This is a genomic window from Geotoga petraea (assembly GCF_900102615.1).
Lineage (GTDB): Bacteria > Thermotogota > Thermotogae > Petrotogales > Petrotogaceae > Geotoga > Geotoga petraea.
The window spans coordinates 1-21,175 of the sequence record NZ_FMYV01000009.1; the positions used below are offsets into that span (position 1 = coordinate 1).

Sequence of the window (21,175 nt, forward strand, 5' to 3'; positions counted from 1 at the left end):
TAATGAAAATGCTGTATCTTGCTACTCAAAAAGCCACAAAAAAATGGACAGCCAGATACAATAATTGGAACCTCATTATAGCTGAACTGTCCATTGTTTTCGAAGATAGACTTAAAGACTATATCTTCTAATCCTAATCTAAAAACTTAATAATACTTATTCTAAGCAGTTTTCACTGTTAATATACTATCATTTTGCTTTGTGTATTTTTTATGAGTTTTAGAGTTATAATTTTAGTAGTTTCTTGTTTTAATTTTTTGTTGGGACGTTTTTTGTCATTTTTCATTTGTTTTTTACTACCAATTTGGTGTTTTTACACAATTTATTTTACAGACTCTTACAATGAAATCGATGAAAATCGATCTCTTCGTAGTTAGACATAAAGAACCAGGTACACCCGCATTTATAAGAAAATACTCAGATGCAAGTATAATAAATGCTGGTGACGGATTACATGCCCACCCTACACAAGCAATACTTGACGCATTCACAATGTATGAAAATTTTAATAGTTTTAAAGGTTTAAAGGTATCTATTATTGGAGACTTTTATCACTCAAGAGTTGTTAGATCGAACATCAAACTCTTGAATATGCTTGGAGCTGATGTGGCTATATGCTCTCCAACAACACTTTCACCAAGAGAGATAAGGACTTTACCGATTAAATATACTCATGACCTTAAAGAAGCCATTAAAGATGCAGATGTTGTGATGGGTTTAAGAATGCAGCTTGAAAGACAATCTCAAGGATTGTTCCCTTCACTAAAAGAATATAACAAATATTTTGGAATTAAAGAAGATATGTTTGAAACTCTTGCAAATAAAGATGCAATTCTCATGCACCCAGGACCAATTAACAGAGGGGTAGAGCTTTCTGGAGACATTGCAGATAAACCTTATTCAAAAATATTAGATCAAGTACAAAATGGAGTAATTACAAGAATCGCACTTATAAAACATTTGTTAGGTGGTGATTCTTTGTGATTAAACTTATTAAGAATGCAAATATAGTTTCTCACAGCACAAATGGAATTTACGATGTTTTGATAGAAGGCAACAAAATTTTAAAGATAGATAAATATATAGATGTTGATGCAGATGAAATTATCTATGCAGATAATAAGACTTTGGTTCCAGGGTTGATAGACATGCATGTCCATTTCAGGCAACCAGGGTTCGACCACAGAGAAACTTTGGAAACAGGTTCTTTGGCTGCGTTACATGGTGGGGTTACAACGGTTGGAATGATGCCTAATACAAAACCTGCAATAGACAATTCTATAATGATTGAATATATACAAAATAAATCAAAAGAACTTGATCTCATAAATATATTACCTATTGGAGCTATCACAAAAGGAAGAGAAGGGAAAGAACTTGCTGGTATGCAGGGGATGACCGATAAAGGTGCAATAGCTTTTTCAGACGATGGAGCACCAGTTTATGACCCAAACATAATGTACAGAGCGGCTCAATATTCTTTGATGACAAAGAAGCCTTTGATTAACCACGCTGAAGTTCCAGAGCTTGCTAAAGGGAACATGAGAGAAGGGGAGGCTTCTTGCAAAATAGGAGTTTATGGAATACCAGAAATAGCGGAATCCATTATGGTTGCAAGAGATATAGAAATTTCAAAATACACTGGAGCACATGTACACATTGCCCACGTATCAACTTCTCAAACAGTGGACTTGTTAAAATATGCAAAGATGCAAGACTTAAAAGTAACTTCAGAAGTTACTCACAACCACCTTTTACTAAACGAAGAAGCTTGTGAGAATTATTCTACTGATACAAAGATAAACCCACCGTTACCAGATAAAAAATCTCAAAAAGCATTAATAGAAGCTATAAGAGATAACACAATAAACATGATCGTATCAGATCATGCTCCATATGCAAAATACGAAAAAGAAGTTGAGTTTGAAACAGCTCCAACTGGTATTAGCGGAGTAGAGACTCTTTTGTCTGGAATAATAAAGCTTTCAAAAGAACAAAAAATAGAGTTGAAAGATTTGATAGAAAAAGTTACTTACAACCCAGCTAATATATTCAGACTTGAAAATATAGGGGATATAAAAGAAGGATACAATGCAGATATAGTTATAGTTGATGTAGATAGAGAATGGGAAATAACAGAAAGTACTCTAAAATCAAAAGGTAAAAATACACCTTTTTTAAATACTTTTATGCCTGGGGTTGTTGAGAAGGTATTTGTAAATGGGGAAATTAAGTACCAGGAAAAAGAGTTGATCAAATGATCAAAGGAAAAATATTAGAAAAACAAATTAAAAATGAATATATGTATTTGAAAGTTGAAATGAATGAAAATATCCATATAGAACCAGGTCAATTTTTGATGCTCAAAAATGATATGGATAAAAATATGGCAAAACCTTTTTCAATAATGAGTCAGGATGGAAAAGAAATAGAATTTATCATAAAAATAATCGGTGATTTCACAAAAAAATTATCTCAAAAAAATATACATGAAAATATTTATCTGAGAGGTCCATACGGACATGGGTTTATAGAAAAGATAGATAAAAATAAAAAATATGTTTTGTTAGGGGGCGGCTGCGGAGCTGCACCCTTGCTCCATTTTGAAAAAAACTATCCAAATATGGTAGAAAATATAAAGATTGGTTTTAAAAACAGCTTTGTTGAGAACGTTGTTCCAGAGTATAAATTGATTTTTGAAAATATAGAAAAAAAGACGCCAATAGATTGGTTAAAAGAAAATGATTTTGAAAATATCATAAGTTGTGGACCAAAGGGAATGTTCAAAGCATTAAAAACTATGGATAAAAATTCTTATGTTTCTTTGGAAGAAAATATGGGGTGTGGAATTGGTATGTGTAAAGGATGCCCCGTTAAAACAATAAATGGGATAAAGATGGTTTGTAAAGATGGGCCACTCTTTAAATTATCTGAGGTGATTTTATGATTTTTGAAGATATAAAAAATCCATTTATCCTAAGTTCAGGTCCTTCTGGAAATTTCCAAGAACTATCTAAAATAATAGATTTAAACGAAATGGGTGCTATAACTACAAAAACAATAACACCAGAACCAAAAGAGGGTAACCCTGTACCAAGAATAGTGAATATAGAAAATGGATTTATAAACTCCATAGGGCTTCAAAATCCTGGTATAGATGAATTTGTAGAAAAAGAATTACCTGAAATAGAAAAATACAAGACTAAAAAGATCATCTCTATTGCAGGATATTCTCCAGAAGATTTTCAAATGATGATAAAAAAAATAGATGATTTTAATATAGATGCTTATGAGTTGAATTTTTCATGTCCTAATGTTAATAAAGGTGGAGCAACGATAACACAAAACTTCGACTTATACAAAAAATGTATAAAAATATCAAAAGAATCTACCGAAAAGCCTATTATAATAAAGCTTGGTTATTCTGATAGAATACTCAAGTTAGTTGAGATAGCTATAAATGAAGACGTAAAGAATTTCACTCTCATTAACACTTTAAAAGGTATGAGATTTGATCTTGAAACGGGGAAACCTTTACTAAAAAGAGGGATAGGCGGTGTAAGCGGGAGCGTAATAAAACCTTTCGCACTTGCAATGGTTTATACAGTAAAACAAAATTATCCAGAAGCAAGCATAATTGGGAACGGGGGTATATTTGATTCTGATGATGTTTTGGAGTTTAAATACGCTGGAGCAGATTATTTTGGAATCGGAACAGCTGTTATGATGGACCCCGAATTACCTATAAGTTTAAAAAATGAGTGGGAGGAAAAATATGTTTTATAAAAAATATTTGAAAATAAAAGAAAAAAATAATTCTCATGTTTGTGTTGGACTGGACTCTGATTATAAAAAAATAAGTAATGAAGAAAAAGATTTATATAAAAGAATTTATGACTTTAACAAAGATATAGTTGAAAAAACAAACAAACATGTTTGTTGTTACAAGCTTAATTCTGCTTTTTATGAAAAGGCTGGAGTTGAAGGAATGAAGGCTATGGAAGATACAGTTAATTACATAAAAGAAAATACAGAGATACCTATAATCTTGGATGTTAAAAGGTCGGATATTTTAAACACTGCAAAAGCTTATGCAGATTATTTTGTGGATAAATTACAAGCTGATTCAGTGACTCTTAATCCTTTGATGGGGAGAGATTCTATCACACCATATCTTGAGAAAAAGGTTCATGTTTTTATTCTTGTATTAACTTCTAACCCATCTGCAAGTGATTTTATAATGAAAAATGATTTATATATTGATCTAACTAATTTCAGCCAAGTTTTGAATAAAGAATTTGAAAATCAAGTTGGAATAGTCGTTGGTGCAACAAATGACAAGTTCAAAGAAATAAATAAAATTAACGAAAATATGATTTATCTTATACCTGGAATTGGCGCACAAGGTGGGGACTTAAAAAAGGTTTTAGAACAAGTAAAAGACAAAGAGTTTGTTATAAACTCTTCAAGGGGAGTAATTTTCTCAGAAGATCCTAAAAAATCGGTAATTGAATTGAAAAATAATATAAACGGAGGTCTCTAAATGCAAAATATATTAGATATGCTAAAAGAATCAGGTGCAATATTGGAAGGACACTTCAAGCTTTCTTCTGGTAACCATTCAGATAAATATGTTCAATGTGCGAGTGTGTTGAAAAACCCAAAGAATGCTGAAACATTGGGGAAAGAAATAGCAAAAAAATTACCAAATGATATAGAATTAGTAGTATCTCCTGCAATGGGGGGAGTTATAATAGGACACGAAGTTGCAAAAGCTCTGGGAGTTGATTTTATTTTCACAGAAAGAGATGAAAATGGAGATATGATTATAAAAAGAAATTTTAATATTGAAAAAAACGCAAAAGTTGCTATAATAGAAGATGTTATTACCACCGGGAAATCTACTAAAGAAGTGATTGAGCTTGTAGAGAAAAATCATGGTATAATTTATTCGTTAGGGTGTATAGTTAATAGGGGAAATATAGAAGAAATCAAAGATGTAGGGGTAAAATATTTGCTAAGTATAAATCCACAAATTTATAAACCAGAAGAATGTCCAATGTGTAAAAATGGTGTAGACATAACAAAACCTGGTAGTAGAAATATTTAACATCTTCATTTTCTATTAAGATTCCTTTATTATTATACTGATACAATTAAAACATCTGTTAAACGTATAAGCACTAATAAAAGTTTATTGATAATCAGATAATATTGAACGGAGGGGAATTACTATGATAGGAATAATTACAGATTCTGCAACAAATACTCCAGAGGAATATTTAAAATTTGATAGGATTGAGAATGTTACTCTTAGGGTATTTTTGGGAGAAGACTCATATAAAGACGATGAACTTTCAGAAGAAAAGCTTTTTGCTTTTATGGAGCATGACTTTCCAAAAACATCTTTGCCAAAGTTTCCAGACATTGAAGCTGCTTTTTGAAAGACTTGTTGAAAAAGGATGCGATGAAATAATAAGTATAAATATTTCATCTGGTCTTTCAGGAACTTTCAATATTTTCAACAATGTCGCAAAAGATATAGAAAAAAAGCATGATGTAAAAATAAAAACTATTGATTCAAAAAATATTTCTATTGGTGCTGGGCTAATGGTTGTAAAAACAATAGATATGATTAATGAAGGAAAATCATTTGATGAGATTGTAGAAGAGATATCAAAGGTTGAAAAATCTAAAGTATTGTTTTCAATACCAACTTTGAAATTTTTGAAAGCTGGAGGAAGAATAGGAAAAGTTTCTGGTACAATTGGAGAAATATTGAACATAAAACCAGTTATAACTTGTAATTTTGACGGTATTTATGAAACAGTTTCTAAATCTAGAGGTATGAAAAAAGCAATCAAATCCATGTTCGATAAAGCTATGGAATTTGTTAATGGCGATGAAGTTCACTCGTTGGCGGTATACCATTCAGGAGATGAACCTGAAACATTGAAACTTGTCGAAGGACTAAAAAAGAATCTAGGCGATTTGATGAACAAATCACTTCATTTCTTTGAAGGGAAAATAAGTCCTACAATGATTGTTCATACAGGTAATGGGTTAATTGGAATGGCTGTAATAAAAAAATAAGATAAATAAACAAGCCCTGAGTTTAATACTCAGGGCTTTGCTTTTAGTTCAAGTCTTGGTTTGCAAAATTTACTTTTGAACTGTAATAACTTTTTATAATTCTATTTTAAAATTTTCTAAGTATTTTTTGGTCAATTTTATTTCTTTTTCAGTTATTTCTCCATATTCAACTTCTTCATCAAATACTTTAGAAAAACTATTTTTTACTTCATCAGCAAATTCTTCATAAGATATGCTTCTTCCCAAATATTCCTGAATGTCGGTTACATTGTTTTCTAAATGAGAAATCATCTGTTTTTTGTTTTTAATTTTAAACGAATCAACATAGTTTCTATAATCGAATTTATTTGGTATTGAACCATGTTGGAGTACGAATTTTTCATTTCTGTATTGAGCTGAACCTATAAGTTTTTTACCATTTATTGTGACTTCATACAAAGATGGCGAGTCGTAACAAATATCCCTGCTTATAGCCTTTTTTTTATTTTTTTGAACATCGCAATTGACTCCAAGAGATTTTAAAGTCATTGTTAATCCATCAGAAATCTTCATATAACTTTGAATCACGTTTTTTGGCAGCCTCTTATCTTTTGAAGAAATTGCAAAAAGATAGGTTATTTCTTTGTTGTGAAATACAGCTCTTCCACCAGTTGGCCTTCTTACCAGCCCAAATTTGTGAGTTTTCAAAAATTCTTTGTCTATTGATGATTCTTTCTGGTGTTTCCCCAAAGATAAAGTGGGTATGGACCATCCATAAACTTTAATAGTAGTTGGAGAGTTACTATTTCCAATTTCTTCAGCAATAGCTAAATCGTTAGCCATGTTCCATTCTCCCATGTGGTAGCTATCTAATATGAGTCTTATCAATTTACATCTCTCCTAGAGGTTTTTTTGAAGGGACACCATTACTTCTTGGGAAATCTTTTATATTATTTTCTTTTTTATTATACACTATGATTACCCTTTGTTTTTCTTCTTTTTCTGTTGAGTATGTATAATCATAAATATTTTGTATAGAAGAATTGAGAATTTCAAGCGCTCTTTTTTCATAAGGTTTTTCGTCTTCATAGTTTTTCCCTTTGAAAAGTAATACTCTTCCTTCTTTGTTTATAAGTGGAATGGTGTATTCAAGCGCTATATCAGTTCTCGCAAGAGCTCTACATGTTGCTATGTCGAATTTGTTTCTGTTTTTCTGTCCAAATTCTTCTATTCTTTTGTTATGGACAAATATACTTTTTAATTTTAATTCACTTTTGAAGTATTCAAGAGCTTTTGCTTTTTTACCTACACTCTCAACGAGGTTAATTTTTATCTCTGGATAAAGAATAGACCAAACAACTCCAGGGATTCCACCACCACTCCCAACATCTACCAGGTGATTAATATTTTTTAGCAAATCAAGTTTTTTTAAGGGTAAAATAACATCTACAAGATGGTTTTCAAATGCATCTTCGTAGTTTTTAATAGCAGTTAAGTTTACAGGGTAGTTCAAAAGCATATCAATATACTTTATTAGCTTATTTTTAACCTCATTTTCAAATTGAAGTGAATATTTTTCCATAACTTTTACAAAAGAATCCTCAATATTCATTGACAACATACTCCTTTTATGATAAAATCTTTATGGCTTTGAGCTGGAGACGTAGTCTAATTGGCAAGGCGTCGGTCTTGAAAACCGATGGGGTTCTGCCCCGTGTGGGTTCGAGTCCCACCGTCTCCGCCATAGTAAAAACCGCCTGAAAAGGCGGTTTTTTAATTTATTTTTCCAAATCTATCAAAAGGATAAATTCTTAAAAATAAAGCTCCTATTATATTTTCTTTTGGTACAAATCCAAAAAATCTTGAATCTAAACTTTCCATTGAGTTGTCACCCATAAAATAGTAAAATCCTTCTGGAACTTTTATATGAACTTGCCCATTTTCTGTATAGACATATTCGTCCAAATCTATATCTGAATATAATTCTTCATACGTTTGAGAATAAGCAAAAGCATTGTTATAACTTTTGAAAAAATTCAATGCTAGATCAACATTTTGAATAATTGTTTCGTTCTGAAAATTTCCTTTATAAACCATGCTCATATCAGAATTATATATTTCTCTTGAGTATTTATCAGGATAAGCCATATATTTCCAAAAATCATCATCATCAAAGACAGCGTCTTTTGTGTAATAAATATTTTTGAATTCTTCTGGCGTTTCACCATTTATCTGAACTTGCATTACCTGTTCTTTTATTCTGGTTGGAATGTATTTTACTTCTTCATAGTAATTTACAAGGTTTTTTACCCAATAAGGCAAATCATCTGCTCCATTTTTTTCTATACCATCCCAGAAAGAATCAGGAACGTTTTTCAGAGTGATAATATCTCCAGGCTTTCCAACAAGCCTTTTAACATATTTCACATGACCATCAAACTGATCTGAAGAAAAAAAATCCATAAATCTATCAAAGAACCTGAGTCTACCAGTGTTCAAGTTGTCTATGAACGGAGTCCAAAAAACAACAATATCGCCAGTATCAGGTTCTTCAAAAGAGTAAGTGATTTTTTCAACAAACATACGGTCCTGTTCCTTTATGGCTGGGACCATAGAAGGAGTTGGAACCATCATTGTCTCAAATACAAAGAGTCTTATAATTGTACCAAATATTACGGCATATATAATAGCTTTAATCCAATCCAAGGTTTCATATTTTATTTTATCCTTGACTTCTTTTTTCAAAGGGCTCAGTCCCTTCTTTGTTTAATTCTTATTTTACCTCTCACATTTCTTAAGTAATATAATTTAGCTCTTCTTACTTTACCTTTTCTAACTACTTCAACTTTTGTAATTTGTGGTGAATTGAACGGAAATACTCTTTCTACTCCGATTCTGTCTGCTCCAATTTTTCTAACAGTGAAAGTTTTTCCCATACCTCCACCTCTTATTTTGATAACAATACCTTCGTATGCTTGTTGTCTTTCTCTTCCTGCTTCGATAACTTTCACCCAAACTCTTAGTGTGTCACCTGGTCTGAATTCAGGCATATCGTCTCTCATAAAATTACTTTCTACTGATCTTATTAAGGAATCCATTTTGTTATCCCTCCTATATTTTATATTATATTTTTTCTCCTATTAATCTATCCAAAGAAATTGCAACAGCAGCTCTTACAGATAGATGGTTGAAATCAAATTTTCCTCTAATTGGTGCTAAATCGTAATCACAAATTTTTCTTATTTCTTCAGGCATTCCCCATCCCGTTCCGTATAGTATGAGAATTGGTTCTTGCCTTTTTTCTATTTCTTCACTCATTTCTTCAAAAGATATCTCTTTATCGCGTGGTTTTGCCGAAGTGAAAACTATCAATGGTTTTTGTCCTTCAATTTTTTCAATTTCTTCTATGGCATCTTCCATGTATGATTTTAGTTCAAATACTGAAAGAGCATCTTTTCTGTTTGGGTTATATCCGCTGCCAAAACCATCTCTCCAGTAGTCTATAACCTTGTTTACTATCTTTCTTTGTGCTGGTAAATTTGAAATTAAAAAGAATTTTTTTATATTGTAAGTTCTACATGTTCTTGAAATATCGTGTACATCAAAATTTGTAACAGCAGTCGAAATAATTTGACCTTCTCTCCCCAGCACAGGATAGTGAACTAAACCAACATATAATTTATTCAGCATTATTTTGCATCTCCTGTATTATTTCAAGAATTATTTTTTTTTCATGCTCATTGAATTCTTTTTTTAAAAAGAGATCTGGCCTTTTTATGGCTGTGTTTATTAAAGATTGCTTTTCTTGAAATCGCTTTATTTTTTTGTGATCTCCACTTAATAAAACTTCTGGAACCTCTTTGTTTCTAAATTCTGCTGGTCGAGTGTAATGGTCATAATCTAACAGCCCATTGTAAAAAGAATCTTTTTTTACGCTTTCTTTGTTCCCAACTACATCTGGAACAAATCTCAACAGAGAATCTACAATTAAAAGAGTTGGAAGTTCTCCACCCGTTAGAACAAAGTCTCCAACAGACACCTCTAAATCTACAAGATCATAAACTCTTTTGTCTATTCCCTCGTACCTTCCACAAAAGAAAATTAAATTGTCCTTTTTGGAAAGTGATTTAGATACTTCATTGTCAAACTTAATCCCTTGAGGTGATGGCATTATCACAAAAGGTTTTTTGTTTTCCCTTTTTTTGTATTCATCATAATATTCGTAAAAAGGTTGTGGTATCATAACCATTCCTGAGTTTCCACCATAACCTGGTTTGTCGGTTACCTTGTGTTTGTCATGAGTATAGTTTCTCAAATCAACACTTTTTATTTCAACAACGTTTTTTTTAAGAGCTTTTTCTATCACACCAAAGGAAAAATATTGTTCAACAAATTCTGGAAAAATAGAAACTATGTCAATCTTCTTCATAATACTCAATTCTTTTTGTAACAATTTTTTTATTATCTAAGTCTAAATTAACTATATAATCTTTTATCAGCGGAATTAAAACTTCTTCTTCGCCCTTTATTTGTATAACATCATTTGAACCAGTTTCCATGACATCTTCAACAACACCTATATATTCTCCATCTTCATAATAAACTTTAGAATTCATCAATTGGAACATGTAGTATTCGTCTTCACCAAGCTCTGGTAAATCTTCATATGGAACGTAGATTTGAAATCCCATCATTTTCTTGGCATCTTCAATAGATTTTAAACCACTCAACTTTAATACAAAAAATCTGTTTAAAGGTTTTACTTCTTCAACTCTTGACATAAAGAATTCTTTGTTTTCTGGATTATAAAGGGTTATTTCATCTAATCCGAAAACCATTTCACCAATATTGGTAAATGGCATAAATTTTACAAGCCCGTCTAATCCATGATTATTTATTATTCTTCCTATGGAAATTTTGTCATCTAACAGATTTTCTAATCTTTTCATCTAAATCACCTTATAACTTTAAGAACAAACTTTTTGTCATTCTCCCCTTTTGCAGCATTTAAAATAGTATTGATAGATTTGATAGTTCTTCCGTCTTTGCCGATTATTTGACCTACGTCGTCAGAATGAACAACAATTTCAAAAATAACATTTCCATCTTCTTCGAATTCTGCTATTGCAACATCGCTGGGGTGCTTAACGATTTTTTTTAGAATGCTTTCAAGCAATTCTTTCATTGATTATTTTCCTCTTTTCTGGCCTTTCTTGCTTCATATTTTGTTTTATCGAATTTTTCCATTACTCCGGCTTTTGATAAAATATTTTTTGCGGTTTTTGTTGGTTGAGCACCTTTTAATAACCACTCTAAAGCTTTTTCTGTATCCAACTTGTAAGGATCGTTGTCATCTATAGGGTTGTAATAGCCTAATGATTCGATGTATTTACCACTTCTTTTAACTCTTGAATCCACCACCACAATTCTGTAAAAAGGTTGATGTCTTCTACCCATTCTGTTTAATCTTATTTTTACCATACTAAATGTACACCTCCTGATTTTTTTATAATAACTAATTACATTTTAAATGGCATTTTACCTAAAAACTTTTTCTTACCCATTTTGTTAAACTGTTTCATAGCTTTTTTAAGTTGTTCGTATTGTTTTAAAAGCCTATTTATATCTTGTAAGGTAGTACCACTACCTTTGGAAATCCTCTGTTTTCTGGAATAATTCAAAATTCTTGGATGTCTTCTTTCTTTCAAAGTCATTGAGCTTATTATCGCTTCCATTTTGTTCATTTCTGACTCGCCTTTTGAAAGGTCAACATTTTCTTTCGGCATCCCTGGAACCATTTCAAGAATTTTTCCTAAAGGCCCCATCTTTCTAATTTGTTTTATTTGTTTTAGGAAATCATCTAAATCAAACTTACCTTCCATCATTTTTTTGGCGTCTTCTTCAGCTTGCTTTTGGTCAATGTCTTTCTCAGCTTTTTCAATTAAAGATAGAACATCTCCCATACCAAGGATTCTGCTAGCGTATCTGTCTGCATAAAAAGGTTCAATGTCTTCGATCTTCTCTCCAACACCAACCATTTTAATTGGTTTTTGTGTTACCTGCCTTGTAGAAATAATAACTCCTCCACGAGAGTCACCATCTAATTTGGTAACAATAAGACCAGTAAGTTCTAATCTGCTGTTGAATTCTTTTGCAGAATTTACCGCATCTTGACCCATCATTGCATCTACTACCATAAGAATTTCTTCGGGGTTTATTAATTCTTTGATCTGGTCGAGTTCATCCATCATCTTTTCATCAATGTGAAGCCTTCCAGCTGTATCTACTATTACTATATCGTGCAATAATTTTTCAGCGTATTTTTTCCCTTCTTTTACTATCTTTACGGCATTTTTTCTATCACCAGTAAAAACAGGAACGCCGATTTGTTCACCGAGTTGTTCCAACTGGTCAATAGCTGCAGGCCTGTATGTATCTGCGGCTATTAAAAGAGGCTTCTTACCATCTTTTTGATACATGTTCGCAAGTTTAGCGGATGTTGTAGTTTTACCACTGCCTTGTAACCCAGCCATCATAATAAATCCAGGATTTCTTGACACAATAATTTTTTCTGGTTTTTCTCCACCCATAAGTTCAACAAGATTGTTTTTAACAACTCTTATAAACTCTTGATCTGGAGATAGACTTTCTAAAACGGCTTTACCCAAGGCCTGTTCTTTAACTTTTGAAATAAAATCTTTCACTACCTTATAATTCACATCTGCCTCAAGCAAAGACATTTTTACCTGCCTTACGGCATCTTGTATATTTTTTTCTGTTATTTTACCTTTACCGGCTAAATTCTTTACTGCTAAAGACAACTTTTTCTGAATATTTTCAAACATATGTTTTCACCTCTCGTGAAATAATCCCTAAAAAGTATACTATAAAATGAATTAATTTAAGTAAATACAAGGAAAAATATTTGTGTTTATAGATACATTAATGTACCAATACAGTTACCGATAGGTTAACGAAATAACCCAAAAAATAAAGAGAAAAATATCACAATATTTAAATATAAAAGGTTTTAAAAGTTTTGTTAACAAATCAATTAACAGAAAATTTACTGAGATTAACCCATTTACATGCAATCAATTAACAAAGCAAGGTTTATAACTCTATGCAAATAAATCGACTAAATTTAACTAAGAGAGACTTAAGTGACATTTATCAAGAATAAACAGAATCTATCCACTAAAATTAATAATTCTCGAAATTTTTAATAATATTTTAACTAAGGAATTTTGAAAAAGCGTTATTATATATATTAGAAATTTTGATTGGGGGCTACAAAATGGATGCATTGATAGTTTTGGCAGTGACAGTTTTAGCCTATTACTTTATTATTTTTTCAAAAAAAGTAAACAAGGCCATAATGACTTTTTTTCTTGCAACAATACTTTTTATATTAAAGCCTGTAGCGGGGTTAACCTTTGAAAACGCTGGAGAAATTGTTAGCTTTGAAACTTTAGGTATATTACTTGGTATGATGATCATTGTAGAAATAATGAAGGAAACAGGTTTTTTCACTTTTATAGCTATAAATGTGATCAAAATAAGCAAGGCGAGATTTTGGATGGTTATGTTTTTGTTGATGATAGTAGTAATATTTTTTTCAGCTTTTTTAGACAATTTGGTAACTATACTTCTGATTGCTCCAATAATATTTTTAATTGCAGACACGGTTAAAATAAATCCTGCCCCTTTGATGATTTTTACAATAATTGTAGATAATATCGGTGGAATGAGTACTTTAATTGGTAGCCCTTTGAACATTGTACTGGGATCCATAGGTAATTTAGACTTCAACAGGTTCTTGTTGACTATGCTTCCAATATCTATGATATCTTTCGTTTCATCATTTTTTATGTTTAAGAGTCAAAATAAGTTTGATATAAAATTATTAAATAAAAGGTTGCAAGGTTTGATGAAAATGGATCCATATAAAGCAATTCAAGATAAAAATCTTATGATCAAATCTGTGGTTATATTTTTGATAGTTTTGATAGGGTTCATGTTACATACGGTCATAAATATAGATCTTGCTTTGATAGCTATGAGTGGAGCTTTGTTATTGATGCTTCTTTCCAACAGGGATTTTGAGAAGATGGCTAAAAAAATAGATTGGAATACTATGTTTTTTTATGCAGGCTTGTTTATTCTTACTTATTCCTTGGAAAAGATAGGAGTAATTGAACTGATTTCAAATGTTTTTATGCCGTTAAATGACAACCCTTTGATATTGATGCTTGTATTTATGTGGCTTGGAGCTTTGATAACTCCATTTTTAAGTGCTGTTCCTGGAGCTCTTATAATGGCTCCTGTTATATCGTTGTTGATTTCAAATGGTGCACCTTATGAGCTTTGGTTTGCTTTCGCAATAGGAGCTAATTTGGGTACTAACTTGACACCTTTGGGAGCTGTTCAGAATATAGTGGGGCTATCATTAATAGAAAAACAAACTGGCTCAAGCTACGGATTTACTCAATATATAAAAATGACTTATAAATTTGTCTTGGTACCTATGATTTTAGGGTCGGGGTATTTGATTACATTTTATTATTTTTTCTCTTAAAATTTAGTGTATAATCTTATTGATACCATTATTATGGGGAGATTATATGAATATATCGCTTAAGAATAAGATAAGGTTAAACGTATTTTTGCTTTTGATACCTTTTATGCTTATGATTTATTTTTATTATCATGGGGTTATAAGAACAGCAGACGAAAAAATGAAGATGGAATCTCAAAAAATAGTGAACAATATCAGTGAATTATATATTGAAGAGTATATATATAACACTGAAAAAGATTTTAACTATCTGTTTGAGGATATCACTATTAATGATTTTTATAACGTATTTGAGTACTCTGATTTGATAAGCAAATGGGAAACTTATAGAAAGATAAATGATGATGCTTGGTATGTGTATTTTGCTACCAAATACGATAGATTATACGTTGTTCCAAGATGGATCGAACCACCTGGTTATGAAATTACAGAGCGACCTTGGTATATCAACGCTTATTCAAATCCTTTTGAAATATCTTGGACACAGCCTTATGAAGAAGCGGTAACTAAGTCTCTTGTTGTAACTGCTGCTAGACTATATCGAGATAGTAAAGGTGATGTTATCGGCATAGGAGCAATAGATCTTACTTTAGAAAATCTTTCCAATATGTTAGACAAAATAAACGTAGGTGAGGGCGCTGAAGTTTTTATTTTGGATAAAAATGGGGAAATAATAGCTCATCCTCAATATTCCAGAGTATGGACAAAACTCAATAATCAAAATTTAATAGAAAACATTTACAAAAAAGATTCTGGGGTTTTCTCTGTTGAGAATGGAATTTATTATGCTTTTAATACCATAGAAAAAACAGGTTGGAAAGTTGTTGTGAAAATCCCCGACAAAACCCTCGAAGGGATAATAGAACCAGTGAGATCTGAAATAATGTATTTGGTGGTTTTTGCAATAATGCTTTTTTTGATAATTCAACATATAATAACCAACAATATTTTTTACCATTTTAACAACATATCTTATTCTCTTTTAAACTTAAAAAAAGGGAATTACAATTTGGACATGAAAGGGAGAAAGACAAAAGAAATTGAAGATCTCTATGCCAATTTTTCAGACGTGATAGGAAAGATTAATTCCTTAAACCAAGAAACGATAATTGATCCTTTAACCAACTTGTACAATAGAAGATATTTATCCAGACAACTGGAAGATCTAAAGAAAAACAACGAAGATTATTCTATATTAATGCTTGATATAGACGACTTTAAGGTAGCTAATGATAAGTTTGGGCATAATTTTGGTGATTTTGTTTTGAAAAAAATTGGTTATATGATATATTCAAATGTAAGGAATGAAGATACTGCATTAAGATATGGAGGAGAGGAATTTCTTGTTATCTTTAGAGGTAAGGACAAAGAAATTATACAAAAGCTTTCAGAGAATATCAGAGAAAATATTGAAAGAACAATATGGCCAAAAGATATAAAAATTACCGTTAGTGGAGGTTTATCGTTCTACGATAACAAAGAAGATTTGATTAAACATGCCGACGAACTACTTTATAAATCTAAAACAGAAGGTAAGAATAAAATATACACTGAATAATGGAGGGTTTTTCTTGAGGTATTTTATTAAAATTGTTATTTCGGCATTATTGATATTTGCCATATCAGAAGCTTCGAAAAGATTCACAGCCTTTGGGGCTTTAATAGCTTCTTTGCCTTTAACGTCTATTATAGCAATTATTTGGCTGTACAACGATACCCACGATATTTCAAAAATTGCAAATCTTTCATGGAATATTTTTTGGTTTGTCATACCTTCGCTGTTATTTTTTATTTTGTTGCCAATTTTTTTAACAAAATTCAATTTAAATTTTTTCCTTTCTATGGTTTTATCTTCTTCTGCTACAATAGTTTTTTACTTCATATTTGCAAGATTATTGTCAAAATTCAACATACAAATATAAAATGTCACTCCATAAGGAGTGACATTTTTTTAACCTAAAAATATATTATACCCAATATAAAATATGTATGATGAAACTAAAATTGCCCCCAAAAGTCTTCCTGCATTTCTTTTTTTATTTAATAAAATTCCAATTAACAATCCAACTACTATAATCACACCAAAGATGGCGTCAAAGCTTAACGACCTGTCTGGAGATATTGTTCCGAATAGAGAAGAAATACCAAGAATCGTTAATATGTTGAACACGTTAGAACCTATAATATTTCCAACCAAGATATCGTTTGTGTTTTTCCTTGATGCTGTAATTGCAGTTACCAATTCGGGGAGTGAAGTTCCAAAAGCAACTATGGTAACGGAAATTAACGCTTCTGACATGCCTAATATTCTTGCAAATTCGATAGAGTATCTTACTGTTAATTCTCCGCCACCAGCGAGCATTCCAATACCTAATAATGATAAAAATGCTATCTTACCCCATGACATATGATCTGTTTCTTCCACTTCGTCTATTTCCGAAAGGATTTGTTCTCTGATTTTTTTGTCACTTTTTGCCATTGTGTAGAGGTAAGCTATGAAAATAACCATAAAAGTGAGTAAAATAATTCCATCCCATATTGTTATGGCTGGATTTTCAAAAAGCATGGCTGTTATAACTGTTGATATGAGAATTAAAAAAGGTATCTCATAACTAATTGTAGATTTATTGATTGGTGCGGGTTTTATTAAAATTGCTAATCCAAGGATCAAAGCTACGTTAGAAACGTTTGAACCAAGGACATTTCCCATTGCAATTCCAGAACCTTGAATTGTCGCAGAAACACCAACAAAAAGCTCTGGTGCCGATGTACCGAAAGCTACTAAAGTTAAGCCCGTAAATAACTCACTAACTCCTACTCTTTTTGAAAGTCCTACGGCCCCTTCAATTAAATAGTCTGCCCCTTTTGCCAAAAGAACTAATCCTATTGTTATAAAAACTAAAGACAGTATCAATTAAATCATCCTCTCTATTTATTATACTAATTATATATTACCATATTTAACTGTTTATTATTTTGTAGAAAAATTTATATAAAATTCAAAAAGATTGAAAAAGTTTATGTCAATCATCCTTTTTTTGATATAATTTTTTATATAATTGTGTAAAGGATGATTTTATGAAATATCTGATGATAGCGATAGGTTTTATTTCGGTAGGGTTAGGTGCAATAGGTGTTTTTTTACCAATTTTACCTACAACACCTTTCTTGTTGTTAGCAGCATGGCTTTTTTTAAGGAGTTCTGATCATTTCTACTATTGGTTGATGAATCATAGAGTTTTTGGGAAATATGTCAAAGATTATATAGAAGAAAAAGGAATTCGAAAAGGAATAAAAATATGGGCTTTGAGTTTACTTTGGACGTCTATAATTTTTTCATCATTTTTTATTCCGTTATGGGTAGGTAGAATAATGCTATATATAATTGCTTCGATAGTAACTATTCATATTTTAAAGTTAAAAACATTGTAAAAGAGCCCAAATGGGCTCTTAAATCATTTAAATATTGGAATAACGTAAAAAAGCACTGAAAAAACATGTGAAATACTTCCTGCTAAAACAAATACATGCCACAATGCATGATGATATTTCATCTTTCTCCAAACATAGAAAATAGTTCCAAAAGTGTATAAAATTCCTCCGAGCACTAACCAAAAAATTCCCCAAAAAGGTAGGTTTTCAACCAATTGATTCCATCCTATAACAACTAACCAGCCCATTCCTATGTATATAAGCGTAGAAATAAACATGAATTTTTTTACAAAAAATATTTTGAAAATGACTCCTACAATGGCTAATCCCCACGTAATTCCAAATAGTGTCCAACCCATAGTACCTCTTAAGGTAACCAAAGTAAAAGGAGTATACGTTCCAGCAATTAAAAAGTAAATTGCAGAATGATCGCAAATTTCTAAAATGTCTTTTGCTCGCCTATTTTTAACACCATGATACAAAGTAGAAAAGGTATACATAATTATTAAAGAAATACCAAAAACTGTGGCCCCGACAACATGCCAGGCAGTACCTTTTAAAGCTGCAAAAACTACCATTAAAACCAATGAAGCAATAGCCAATAATATGCCTATACCATGAATTATGGTGTTTGCTATTTCTTCATTTTTTGTATATTTTTCTATGTTTTCTTTATCAGCCATCAGATCACCTCCGTATATATTTTAAACTCTGATTATTTTTCTAAAATAAAGAACAATGAATTTCTCTTTGCTTGAACTTTTTTAAAATCATTCTTCCTTAATACTTTTTGTGAACCAATATTTTCTATATCTGTCTCGGCAATAAGTTTAGTTATATTCAAATTCTCTCTTATTATTTTTAGAAATAAATTAATAGCGTTAGTCATTATTCCCAAGTTCCAATAATTTTTGTTGATCCCATAACCAATTTCATAATAATCAGAAAAAATTTTTTGATTCATTTTACCTTTCAAACTTATAGTACCCACTATTCTATTCTCTGGGTTATAAACTATTGCACAAGTTGTGTGATCTTTGTAGTTCATTAAACCCATATTGATTTTATCTAATATATCTAACATAACTTCTTGGATTATTTTTGATTCTTGATTTCTACTTTGAGATAAATTATATTTTATTTCTAATTTCTCAGGACTTTTTAGCAGCATTTTCCACTCTTTAAAATCTAAACATATTAGTTTTACTTTTTTGTTCTCTACTAAGTTCATTTATGACCTCCACGTTTTCTTTTATATAAAGTAAATTATAACAAAATAATCAAAATTAAGGAAGGTTTTTAAGCTTGCTTATTATTCATTAATTATAATTAGAATATAATCGTGGGATTTTTAGAGAGGTATTTTTTAAAATGAAAAAAAATAGAAAAATAATATATAATATTATGGGGGCGATAAAATGAACATTACTCAAAAAAATCTTGTTAAAGCATTTTTATTTTCGTCGAAAAATCAAAATCTTTATGATTATTTTTCATCACAAGCTAAAAAAGAAGGCTTGATAACAGTTCAAAAACTTTTTGAAGAATTTGCTTTGTATGAAAGATCACACGCAAAGAACTTCTTGAGACTAATTGAATCAAAAGAGATATCTGTTGATTTTGATTACGATCATATTCCAATAAATAGTACAGTTGAGAATATTGAAAGCTTAATAAACGAGATTGAGAAGATAGAATATCTTTACGATGATTTTATAGAAGTTGCGAATAAAGAAAATCAAAATAAAGCATCAGCTAAGTTTTTAGCAATAAAAAAATCTCATGAATATAAGTTAACACAGTTGAAAAAGATTTTATCACAGATAGAAGAAAATAAAATGTTTAAAAATAAAGAGAAAATTTTTTGGAAATGTTTAAAGTGTGGTTATATAATAGAAGGGGAAACACCTCCAGAATTATGCCCAGCTTGTGGACATCCAAAAGGATATTTTGAAAAAATATTTTTATAAGGAGAGAGAGAAATGAGTGGTTTAAGTGATTATCCTTTTAGCTATAAATTAGGAAAAGAAGGGAAGGTTATGATCTTTTACAACGATAAGCAAGTAAAGGTCATAAATGGGAAAAAATCAAAATCTCTAATAGAGAAATTAGAACTGGCGAATGAAGATGAAGAACAGGTTATTTTGTCAAAAATAACTGGTAATTTTAAACGTGGAAATGAAAGAAAAGCAAAAACGAAAAAAGAAATATAAAAAAAGAGTCTGCAAAGCAGACTCTTTTTTTTGGCTCCGGCTGAGAGATTTGAACTCCCGACCTAGTGGTTAACAGCCACCCGCTCTACCGCTGAGCTAAGCCGGAATATATACCTGAAATAGATTATAACACGAATCCCCAATAAAATCAAGTTTTTTAAATTTTCATATATCCACCACGTAATAATTGCATTAGTGGTATTATATAAAAGAAGAAAAAATTTTAAAAGGAGAATCAGAATATGAAATGTCCGCTATGTGATTCAAAAAACGATAAATTTTTAAACCATAAAAACCGAAGTTTTTATCATTGCGATAATTGTGATGGGATATATGTTGACAAAGAAGATTATCTCGATGTTGAAGAAGAAAAGCAAAGATATTCAACACACAACAATACTATAGAAAACAAAGGGTATGTAAAAATGTTCCAAAGATTCTTGGACGATACTGTTAGAAAATTTTCTGATGATATAAACACAGTATTGGATTATGGCTGTGGCCCTGGACCTGTTTTAGCCGAGTTACTAAAAAAAGACGGTTTTGAGGTGGATTATTATGACCCAGTTTTTTACCCTGAAATTGACGAATCCAAAAAATACGATTTGGTAACATGTACCGAGGTTTTTGAACATTTTCACAATCCAAAAGAGAACATAAAAAAGATTTTGAAAAAAATAAAAAAAGGTGGATATTTAGCTGTTATGACCTATTTTCATGATGGAAAAGATGTTTTCAAAAACTGGTTTTACAAAGACGATCCAACTCACGTATTTTTTTATAACACAAATACTTTTAAATATATTGCCGATGAATTTAATTTAGAAATTCTTTTTAACAATTCAACAAAACATGTTTTATTAAAAAAACCAGACTAAGT

General features: G+C 30.8%; 28 protein-coding genes, 2 tRNA genes and 1 pseudogene. 17 read left to right on the plus strand and 14 right to left on the minus strand.

Annotation, left to right across the window (positions count from 1 at the left end; genetic code table 11):
• The 9 genes and pseudogenes from BLS00_RS10920 to BLS00_RS09190 form a co-directional block, all read left to right on the plus strand.
• Positions 1-131 (plus strand): annotated as a pseudogene (locus tag BLS00_RS10920) (IS256 family transposase); the annotation flags it as partial.
• Positions 132-351: 220 nt separating this feature from the next.
• Complete coding sequence (locus BLS00_RS09160) at positions 352-984, plus strand: aspartate/ornithine carbamoyltransferase family protein (RefSeq protein ID WP_176759893.1); 633 nt, start codon at positions 352-354, stop codon at positions 982-984.
• Positions 981-2,261 (plus strand): dihydroorotase, encoded by a 1,281-nt coding sequence (locus BLS00_RS09165; RefSeq protein WP_091405164.1) that lies wholly within the window; start codon positions 981-983, stop codon positions 2,259-2,261. The genes BLS00_RS09160 and BLS00_RS09165 overlap by 4 nt, the downstream gene beginning before the upstream one ends.
• On the plus strand, positions 2,258-2,947 hold the full coding sequence (locus tag BLS00_RS09170; protein ID WP_091405166.1) for an iron-sulfur cluster-binding protein: 690 nt from the start codon (positions 2,258-2,260) through the stop codon (positions 2,945-2,947). The genes BLS00_RS09165 and BLS00_RS09170 overlap by 4 nt, the downstream gene beginning before the upstream one ends.
• The gene (locus BLS00_RS09175) at positions 2,944-3,786 is read left to right on the plus strand and encodes a dihydroorotate dehydrogenase (RefSeq protein WP_091405169.1); all 843 of its coding nucleotides are present in this window, start codon (positions 2,944-2,946) and stop codon (positions 3,784-3,786) included. Before BLS00_RS09170 ends, BLS00_RS09175 begins: the two co-directional genes overlap by 4 nt.
• Complete coding sequence (gene pyrF, locus BLS00_RS09180) at positions 3,776-4,543, plus strand: orotidine-5'-phosphate decarboxylase (RefSeq protein WP_091405172.1); 768 nt, start codon at positions 3,776-3,778, stop codon at positions 4,541-4,543. Before BLS00_RS09175 ends, pyrF begins: the two co-directional genes overlap by 11 nt.
• The gene (gene pyrE / locus BLS00_RS09185) at positions 4,544-5,110 is read left to right on the plus strand and encodes an orotate phosphoribosyltransferase (protein WP_091405175.1); all 567 of its coding nucleotides are present in this window, start codon (positions 4,544-4,546) and stop codon (positions 5,108-5,110) included. It abuts the gene before it with no gap.
• A gap of 124 nt (positions 5,111-5,234) precedes the next feature.
• On the plus strand, positions 5,235-5,444 hold the full coding sequence (locus BLS00_RS10850; protein WP_176759894.1) for a DegV family protein: 210 nt from the start codon (positions 5,235-5,237) through the stop codon (positions 5,442-5,444).
• Entirely contained in the window at positions 5,428-6,093 is a 666-nt protein-coding gene (locus tag BLS00_RS09190) for a DegV family protein (protein ID WP_176759895.1), read from the plus strand. Before BLS00_RS10850 ends, BLS00_RS09190 begins: the two co-directional genes overlap by 17 nt.
• Before the next feature lie 93 nt (positions 6,094-6,186).
• On the opposite strand, the gene BLS00_RS09195 is transcribed toward BLS00_RS09190, so the two are convergent.
• Both BLS00_RS09195 and rsmG read right to left on the minus strand, forming a co-directional pair.
• Positions 6,187-6,960 (minus strand): lipoate--protein ligase family protein, encoded by a 774-nt coding sequence (locus tag BLS00_RS09195; protein ID WP_091405180.1) that lies wholly within the window; start codon positions 6,958-6,960, stop codon positions 6,187-6,189.
• A 1-nt stretch (position 6,961) separates the two neighbouring features.
• Positions 6,962-7,684: a 16S rRNA (guanine(527)-N(7))-methyltransferase RsmG gene (rsmG, locus tag BLS00_RS09200; protein WP_167849049.1), complete on the minus strand. Its 723-nt coding sequence runs from the start codon at positions 7,682-7,684 to the stop codon at positions 6,962-6,964.
• 45 nt (positions 7,685-7,729) lie between these two features.
• Here rsmG and BLS00_RS09205 point away from each other — a divergent pair.
• Positions 7,730-7,816, plus strand: a tRNA-Ser gene (locus BLS00_RS09205).
• Between the two features lie 29 nt (positions 7,817-7,845).
• On the opposite strand, the gene lepB is transcribed toward BLS00_RS09205, so the two are convergent.
• Genes lepB through ffh form a run of 8 tightly spaced genes read right to left on the minus strand, consistent with a single transcriptional unit; the run spans position 7,846 to position 12,917 of the window.
• Positions 7,846-8,817 carry a signal peptidase I gene (lepB, locus tag BLS00_RS09210; protein ID WP_091405185.1) on the minus strand — a complete coding sequence of 324 codons (972 nt, stop codon included), beginning with the start codon at positions 8,815-8,817 and terminating at the stop codon, positions 7,846-7,848.
• A gap of 5 nt (positions 8,818-8,822) precedes the next feature.
• Positions 8,823-9,170 carry a 50S ribosomal protein L19 gene (gene rplS / locus BLS00_RS09215; RefSeq protein WP_091405220.1) on the minus strand — a complete coding sequence of 116 codons (348 nt, stop codon included), beginning with the start codon at positions 9,168-9,170 and terminating at the stop codon, positions 8,823-8,825.
• Positions 9,171-9,195: 25 nt separating this feature from the next.
• The gene (locus tag BLS00_RS09220; protein WP_091405221.1) at positions 9,196-9,762 is read right to left on the minus strand and encodes an RNA methyltransferase; all 567 of its coding nucleotides are present in this window, start codon (positions 9,760-9,762) and stop codon (positions 9,196-9,198) included.
• A complete protein-coding gene (trmD, locus tag BLS00_RS09225; protein WP_091405223.1) occupies positions 9,752-10,501 on the minus strand; it encodes a tRNA (guanosine(37)-N1)-methyltransferase TrmD in 750 nt (249 codons plus the stop codon). Before trmD ends, BLS00_RS09220 begins: the two co-directional genes overlap by 11 nt.
• A complete protein-coding gene (gene rimM / locus BLS00_RS09230; RefSeq protein WP_091405224.1) occupies positions 10,488-11,021 on the minus strand; it encodes a ribosome maturation factor RimM in 534 nt (177 codons plus the stop codon). Before rimM ends, trmD begins: the two co-directional genes overlap by 14 nt.
• 5 nt (positions 11,022-11,026) lie before the next feature.
• Positions 11,027-11,257: a KH domain-containing protein gene (locus BLS00_RS09235; protein ID WP_091405226.1), complete on the minus strand. Its 231-nt coding sequence runs from the start codon at positions 11,255-11,257 to the stop codon at positions 11,027-11,029.
• Complete coding sequence (gene rpsP, locus BLS00_RS09240; RefSeq protein WP_091405229.1) at positions 11,254-11,553, minus strand: 30S ribosomal protein S16; 300 nt, start codon at positions 11,551-11,553, stop codon at positions 11,254-11,256. The genes BLS00_RS09235 and rpsP overlap by 4 nt, the downstream gene beginning before the upstream one ends.
• A 38-nt stretch (positions 11,554-11,591) precedes the next feature.
• Positions 11,592-12,917 carry a signal recognition particle protein gene (gene ffh / locus BLS00_RS09245; RefSeq protein WP_091405232.1) on the minus strand — a complete coding sequence of 442 codons (1,326 nt, stop codon included), beginning with the start codon at positions 12,915-12,917 and terminating at the stop codon, positions 11,592-11,594.
• Positions 12,918-13,369: 452 nt separating this feature from the next.
• Between ffh and BLS00_RS09250 the strand changes: the two genes are divergently transcribed.
• The 3 genes from BLS00_RS09250 to BLS00_RS09260 are packed head-to-tail and all read left to right on the plus strand — an operon-like array spanning position 13,370 to position 16,572.
• Positions 13,370-14,650, plus strand: a complete 1,281-nt coding sequence (locus BLS00_RS09250; protein WP_091405234.1) for an SLC13 family permease — start codon at positions 13,370-13,372, stop codon at positions 14,648-14,650.
• A 46-nt stretch (positions 14,651-14,696) separates the two neighbouring features.
• Complete coding sequence (locus tag BLS00_RS09255) at positions 14,697-16,208, plus strand: sensor domain-containing diguanylate cyclase (protein ID WP_091405237.1); 1,512 nt, start codon at positions 14,697-14,699, stop codon at positions 16,206-16,208.
• Between the two features lie 13 nt (positions 16,209-16,221).
• Entirely contained in the window at positions 16,222-16,572 is a 351-nt protein-coding gene (locus tag BLS00_RS09260) for a DUF3147 family protein (RefSeq protein WP_091405240.1), read from the plus strand.
• A 29-nt stretch (positions 16,573-16,601) separates the two neighbouring features.
• Here BLS00_RS09260 and BLS00_RS09265 read toward each other — a convergent pair whose 3' ends face one another.
• Positions 16,602-17,564 carry a calcium/sodium antiporter gene (locus tag BLS00_RS09265; protein WP_091405242.1) on the minus strand — a complete coding sequence of 321 codons (963 nt, stop codon included), beginning with the start codon at positions 17,562-17,564 and terminating at the stop codon, positions 16,602-16,604.
• Between the two features lie 164 nt (positions 17,565-17,728).
• Here BLS00_RS09265 and BLS00_RS09270 point away from each other — a divergent pair, with 164 nt between their 5' ends.
• Entirely contained in the window at positions 17,729-18,082 is a 354-nt protein-coding gene (locus BLS00_RS09270) for a YbaN family protein (protein ID WP_091405245.1), read from the plus strand.
• 23 nt (positions 18,083-18,105) lie between these two features.
• Here BLS00_RS09270 and trhA read toward each other — a convergent pair whose 3' ends face one another.
• Positions 18,106-18,765: a PAQR family membrane homeostasis protein TrhA gene (gene trhA, locus BLS00_RS09275; RefSeq protein WP_091405246.1), complete on the minus strand. Its 660-nt coding sequence runs from the start codon at positions 18,763-18,765 to the stop codon at positions 18,106-18,108.
• Positions 18,766-18,797: 32 nt separating this feature from the next.
• Positions 18,798-19,313 carry a GNAT family N-acetyltransferase gene (locus tag BLS00_RS09280; RefSeq protein ID WP_091405250.1) on the minus strand — a complete coding sequence of 172 codons (516 nt, stop codon included), beginning with the start codon at positions 19,311-19,313 and terminating at the stop codon, positions 18,798-18,800.
• A 187-nt stretch (positions 19,314-19,500) separates the two neighbouring features.
• On the opposite strand from BLS00_RS09280, the gene BLS00_RS09285 reads away from it, so the two are divergent.
• Together BLS00_RS09285 and BLS00_RS09290 are read left to right on the plus strand one after the other, a co-directional pair.
• Entirely contained in the window at positions 19,501-20,052 is a 552-nt protein-coding gene (locus BLS00_RS09285; RefSeq protein ID WP_091405253.1) for a rubrerythrin family protein, read from the plus strand.
• A gap of 12 nt (positions 20,053-20,064) precedes the next feature.
• Positions 20,065-20,295 carry a hypothetical protein gene (locus BLS00_RS09290; protein WP_091405255.1) on the plus strand — a complete coding sequence of 77 codons (231 nt, stop codon included), beginning with the start codon at positions 20,065-20,067 and terminating at the stop codon, positions 20,293-20,295.
• A 31-nt stretch (positions 20,296-20,326) separates the two neighbouring features.
• Here the strand turns inward: BLS00_RS09290 and BLS00_RS09295 are convergent.
• A tRNA-Asn gene (locus BLS00_RS09295) sits at positions 20,327-20,401 on the minus strand.
• A gap of 136 nt (positions 20,402-20,537) precedes the next feature.
• Here BLS00_RS09295 and BLS00_RS09300 point away from each other — a divergent pair.
• Positions 20,538-21,173: a class I SAM-dependent methyltransferase gene (locus BLS00_RS09300; protein ID WP_091405258.1), complete on the plus strand. Its 636-nt coding sequence runs from the start codon at positions 20,538-20,540 to the stop codon at positions 21,171-21,173.
• The last annotated feature ends 2 nt before the right edge of the window (positions 21,174-21,175 follow it).